The sequence below is a fragment of the Streptomyces viridosporus genome, from assembly GCF_002078235.1.
Lineage (GTDB): Bacteria > Actinomycetota > Actinomycetes > Streptomycetales > Streptomycetaceae > Streptomyces > Streptomyces viridosporus.
Window position 1 is genome coordinate 1 of the sequence record NZ_MSGP01000881.1, and the last position, 571, is coordinate 571.

The 571-nt window shown below is 76.7% G+C and carries 1 protein-coding gene; it reads right to left on the minus strand.

The window, feature by feature from the left end; all coding sequences use genetic code 11:
* Positions 1 to 571 (minus strand): NAD(P)/FAD-dependent oxidoreductase (locus tag B7L92_RS38400; protein WP_497592108.1); only part of this gene is annotated, 571 nt, incomplete at both ends.

Consider the following 571-nt stretch of genomic DNA (forward strand, 5'->3'; position numbering starts at 1 on the left):
CGCCGCCCGCATCCGCTCCCGCGACGGCCCGCGCCGGCGCCCGGAGAGGTACGCGGCCAGCAGCCTGCCCTGCGCCTCCACGACCGGGAGCGCCGAGCCGGTCGACTGCATCAGGCCGACGAAGGAGAGCGCGGGTTCGTCGAGCGGGAACACGTGCCGGTACAGCGGCAGTCGGGCGGGGTCGGGGACCAGCGCCGGATCGAGGAAGGGGACGGTCGCCCGGTATCCGGTGCACCACAGGATGTGGTCCACCTCGTCCTCGCGCCCGTCCGTGAAGCGCACCCGGTGGCCCTCGAGGCGTTCGATGCCCGCGCGGACCTTGATCCTCCCCGCCGCCACCAGCGCCGGGACCGTGTCGCTCAGCGTCGGATGGTCCTGGAGCACCCCCTGGGGGGACGGGGGCAGCGCCGGCCCGTTCCCGCCCGGGCCGGCCAGCCGCAGCATCGCCTGGGAGACCCGCTGGCGCAGCCGCCACGGGAGCACGGCGGCCAGGGCCCCGTTCCACTGGTCGGTGGGCCGGCCCAGCAGCCGCTTGGGCAGCACCCACACCCCGCGCCGGGCGGAGAGCAGG